Annotated in this window: 4 protein-coding genes; 3 read left to right on the top strand and 1 reads right to left on the bottom strand. The window is 39.6% G+C overall.

Translation table 11 applies throughout. The features are described from left to right. Positions 1-517: serine hydrolase domain-containing protein (locus tag WBN20_RS07440; protein WP_424281239.1), on the bottom strand; the 517-nt coding region annotated here is incomplete at its 3' end. 458 nt (positions 518-975) lie between these two features. Between WBN20_RS07440 and WBN20_RS07435 the strand changes: the two genes are divergently transcribed. The 3 genes from WBN20_RS07435 to WBN20_RS07425 all read left to right on the top strand — a co-directional run bounded on the left by WBN20_RS07435 (position 976) and on the right by WBN20_RS07425 (position 4988). Further along, entirely contained in the window at positions 976-2403 is a 1428-nt protein-coding gene (locus WBN20_RS07435; RefSeq protein WP_424270985.1) for a M20 family peptidase, read from the top strand. Between the two features lie 93 nt (positions 2404-2496). Beyond that, positions 2497-3762 (top strand): MFS transporter, encoded by a 1266-nt coding sequence (locus WBN20_RS07430; protein WP_424281238.1) that lies wholly within the window; start codon positions 2497-2499, stop codon positions 3760-3762. A 101-nt stretch (positions 3763-3863) separates the two neighbouring features. Further along, positions 3864-4988: an alkaline phosphatase gene (locus tag WBN20_RS07425; RefSeq protein WP_424281237.1), complete on the top strand. Its 1125-nt coding sequence runs from the start codon at positions 3864-3866 to the stop codon at positions 4986-4988. The last annotated feature ends 45 nt before the right edge of the window (positions 4989-5033 follow it).

Here is a 5033-nt window from a genome sequence, read left to right as displayed (position 1 = left end):
ATAAAATATTAGCCAGAGTAATTTTAGCCGTATTACTTCTATCTCCCAGTTGAAATTCCGGAATATAATCACTGACCTTATCTTCCCAATCTAATTTGCCTTCAGATTTTAAATTGGCAGCCAATATCCCTGCAAATCCTTTGGATAGCGATCCGAGTCTGAAAATGGTCTGGCCGTCAACACCGGTATCGACATTAATATTTCTTTTACCGAATCCATCTGAAATTACAATCGAATCTCCTTTAACAATACTTACCCCTGCACCCACTATTGCCCCTGATGCAATGGCTTTATCAAAATATGCCTTAATGGCAACTTTCAATTCATTTTGTTGCAATTTATATAGCTGCACCGCTCTTTGATCGGCTATAGTTTTCTTAGAATTATTGGTTGAAATGGCATCCTCAGACTCGGAAGAGTATCTTGTATTGTTGCCATTTAGGATTAGGGCTAAAAGAGAAAGAATTGTAATTGTAATGCCTATAAATATTTTATAGCTCTGCATAGGTAAATTCATATTTTGTTTAGGGATTAATAAGATGAAAATAGGCTTGTCTACCTAAATAACCGATGAAAGGCATAATTATTATATGTTTTATTCCTTTTTATCCAGATTTAAGGAAGGAAGGTACAAAGTTTAAGATATGAAGTTAAAGATAATAAGTTAGAATTTCGCTGTTAGACTATAGTATAATTTATGCTTAATTCTATTTTATTTATGTCCTAAGCAGATAGTTACTGACTAAAAATGAAAAGAGAAATGTTTAAAATACATCATTATAAAGAATTATGAAAAATCTTGTTTTAACTAATAACCCTTTGGTTTAGACTAGATTTATAACCCTGGAAGCTGTAACTACAGAATTCTAAGGTATTTTATATAACTTGCCGCAAAAGAAATCCTGAACTTACATTACTGTAAAGTTTCAGGTTTATCAACCAAAGCTAACGAGTTCTATCCTTTAAAAAACCATAATGAAGAAAATCATCATTTCCCTCTTGGCAATACTCATTGTAATTGCCGGTATTCTCTTATTCAATACATTCTCTCTAACCTCCAAACAAGTAGCGCCGGAATCATTGGAAAAACTCAATATTCCAGAAACCGTATTTCAAAACCTTTCCCGGGCGATCCAATACCGGACGATTTCATTTAGCGAAGATGCTATTCCTGATTCCACTGCCTTTCACGGTTTCCACCAATTTCTGGCAGATACATTTCCACTCGTCCATGAAAATCTTTCCCTGGAAAAAATAAATGAATACAGTTTGCTATACAAGTGGGAGGGTTCAGATGCTTCCAAAAAACCAATCATTCTTATGTCGCACCAGGACGTAGTGCCTGTAGACCAGCCTACCCTCAAAGACTGGGAGGCAGGTCCTTTCGAGGGAAAGATTACGGATACTCATATTATTGGAAGAGGTACCCTGGACGACAAAGGTTCCCTAATGGCACTAATGGAGTCTGTGGAAAAGTTGTTGAGTGAATCGTTTACCCCTTCCAGGACCATCTACCTTGCCTTTGGCCATGACGAAGAAGTGGGTGGTCCTAAGGGGGCCGCTAAGATTGCGGCTTATTTAAAAGAAAAAGGCATCCATGCGGCCATGACGCTTGATGAAGGTGGTTTTTTAGCAGAAAGTATGATCCCCGGTATTGAAAAGGATGTTGCCATGGTGAACCTGGCAGAAAAGGGTTTTGCCTCCTTCCGGCTTATTGTAGAAACAAGAGGGGGACATAGTTCTGCTCCTCCCCGGGAAAACACCATTGGAATGTTGGCCCAGGCCATCGTTGACCTGGAAAATAATCAGTTACCTTATAAGCTTGTAGAACCTATTAATTACCAATTTAAGTATATGGGCGCCGAACTCCCCTTTTTGAAGAAGTTGGCCTTTGCCAATCCCTGGCTGTTCAAAAGCACTATCTTAAAAGGGCTTAATGCACACACTACCACAGCCCCAACAATTATTGAAGGCGGGGTGAAAAACAATGTGATACCTACTGTGGCGGAAGCTACAATCAACTTCAGGATTTTACCTGGGGAAACCATTGAGTCCGTAAAGCAGCATGTAGAAAATACGGTAAGCGATAAGATCAAGGTGGAAGCAGCCGGTTTTCTAACGAACCCCTCCCCTGTTTCCGGGATTGATTCTGAGGGCTTTAGAATTCTCGAAAAGACTATACGATCTGTATTTCCGGAAGTAGTGGTGGTTCCGGGTCTCATAGGGGGCGGTACAGATGCCCGCTATTTCTATGACGTTTCAGACGATGTGTACCGTTTTTACCCGATCAGACTTGGTCCTGAGAGCATGTCCATGTTTCATGGTATTGACGAAAAGATCAGTAAAGAGAACTACAAGGAAATCATTGAATTCACCTACCATTTGATCAGGAAATTCAATTGAAATAAAGCAGGTTTTACAGTTATATAGATTTATGGTTAACAGACAGACATGCTTTTCCACTTACATATTCTTCCATAAAATCTACCAAACTTCATGAATCAAAAAAAAGCTCCATGGCACTTCCTCTTACTACTCATTTTGGCAGGGGAGTCTGTATTTATTCTTCCATTTGTTCTTGCACGGGTCTTTAGGCCTACAGTGCTTGAGGCATTTGAGCTAGACAATGTGGAGTTGGGCATATGTTTCTCTGTATATGGTATAGTAGCCTTGCTATCCTATCTCTTTGGAGGTCCTTTGGCTGATAAATTTCCTCCAAGAAAATTGATTGCAGTGGCATTATGGATGACTGCCTCAGGAGGGTTGGTCTATGCCACTTTTCCAAGTTATACCCTATTAAAAATTCTATATGGATATTGGGGTTTTACAACCATTTTTTTGTTCTGGGCTCCTATGATAAAGGCTACCAGAGTCTGGGGCGGGTCTTCTTCGCAAGGCAAGGCGTTTGGTTTTTTGGACGGTGGACGTGGATTGGTGGGGGCTTTGTTCGGAGGTATGGGCGTACTTATTTTTTCACTATTTATTACTCCGGAAGTTTCTGAGGCTACCGCTTCTGAAAGCAGAGTAGCCTTCAGTTATGTGATTCTGGTATCCTCGGGCATAGTGGCTATAGTAGGCCTATTGGTGTGGTCCTTTATGAAAATTGATCCAAAAGCAGAAAAAGAGATCATCCTGGAGAAAATAACGATATCACAAATAAAAGAGGTGCTGCGTTTGCCTTCCGTATGGTTATTAATGATCATTATTTTATGTGCCTATGTAGGCTACAAAATCACAGATGTGTTCTCGCTCTATGCCCAGGAAGTAATGCTGTATGACCAGGTGCAATCGGCACAGGTGGGCACTTTTCTGTTATTTGTCCGCCCTGTCATTGGGGTATTAATCGGGGTTTTGGCAGACCGTACAGATACTACCTATTGGTTGGTAGTTAGTTTTATCGTTTCATTTCTGGGGGCATTGTTGTTTGCAACAGGTGTAATTTCGGATTCGTCGACAGCGTTGTTTTTTATATCCATTTTGGTTGTAGCCACTGGAGTGTACGCTGCACGTTCATTGTACTTCGCAGTGATGGAGAGAGGACAGATTCCTTTGGTGCTAACAGGGACTGCTGTTGGCCTTATATCGCTAATAGGTTATACCCCAGATATATTTGCAGGGCCTGCAATGGGATTTCTCCTGGAGAATTCACCTGGCGCAATAGGTCATCAGCATGTGTTTTGGATGCTGGCTTTGTTTTCCTTCATTGGCGGCATCGCCGCCTGGTATTATTTTCAATTGTATAGAAAGAAGAAACTTTTATAGATAATTTATTACCTTGATATAATATCTGCCAACTCTTGCTTAGGACGAACGCATAATACAAAACGGCAGCTACAAATGCTTTTTAATAAATTGTACATCATATGAAAATAAAACTAATTATTTTGGCTTGCCTGGTCCTAGTGATATTTGCATGTAATTCTGGTAAAAATGTCAATAAAGAGGCCAATAATCCTAAAAATGTTATTCTTCTGATCAGCGACGGAACTGGATTGACACAGATTTCTTCCGCCTTCTACTTTAAAGAGTCTTCTCCAAACTATTCACGATTTAAGAATATAGGTCTGATAAAAACTTCATCCTCCCGGGAGGATATCACTGATTCTGCCGCCGGAGCCACAGCTTTTGCATGTGGGGTCAAAACCTACAACGGTGCAATTGGAGTTGCAGATGATTCAACAGAGGTAAAAAATTTGGTGGAGATAGCTTCGTTGAAAAAAATTAATACAGGAATGATAGCCACTTCATCAATAACCCATGCTACTCCAGCAAGTTTTTATGCCCACACCCTAAATAGAGGTTTCGCGGAGAAAATTGCCTTACAATTAGCAGAATCAGAAATAGATTTTTTCGCTGGAGGAGGACTACAGTATTTTAATAAGCGAACTGATGGGCGAAATTTGTTGAATACATTAAATGAAAAACAATTTACTATTAATACTACTTCTTTAAATGATTTCTCCAAAATTAAATCTAGTGAAAAGGCAGGGTATCTATTAGCACAAGATGATATGCCTTCTACTATCATGGGCAGAGGTGACTTTCTCTCAAATGCAACAGAATTAGCCATTCAATTTTTAAGCAAAGACAATTCGGGTTTTTTTATAATGGCTGAAGGCTCCCAAATAGATTGGGGTGGCCATGCTAACAATGCAGAGTATCTTGTGTCTGAACTGATTGATTTTGATGATGCGATAGGTAAAGCATTGGATTATGCCGAGAAAGAGGGCAATACACTGGTAATCGTTACTTCTGATCATGAAACAGGTGGCTTTACTTTGGCTGCAAAAAAAAAGAAAACTGAAGATGGCGAAGAGTATAGTGATTATAGTGAAATTGGTATGACCTTTTCTACTACAGGTCATTCTGCTGCCTTGATCCCAGTATTTGCATATGGCCCTGGTTCTGAAGAGTTTATAGGGGTTTATGAAAACTCCAATATTTTTCAAAAAATACTGAAGGTAACCAAATGGGGAGGGCTAGACTAAGGGATAATGAATTAAAAATACGGTCAATAAAGTGGATAGCTGCCG

Origin of the sequence: Eudoraea sp., assembly GCF_049665975.1 — a bacterium.
Lineage (GTDB): Bacteria > Bacteroidota > Bacteroidia > Flavobacteriales > Flavobacteriaceae > Eudoraea.
This window is presented reverse-complemented; position numbering and strand designations above follow the sequence as displayed.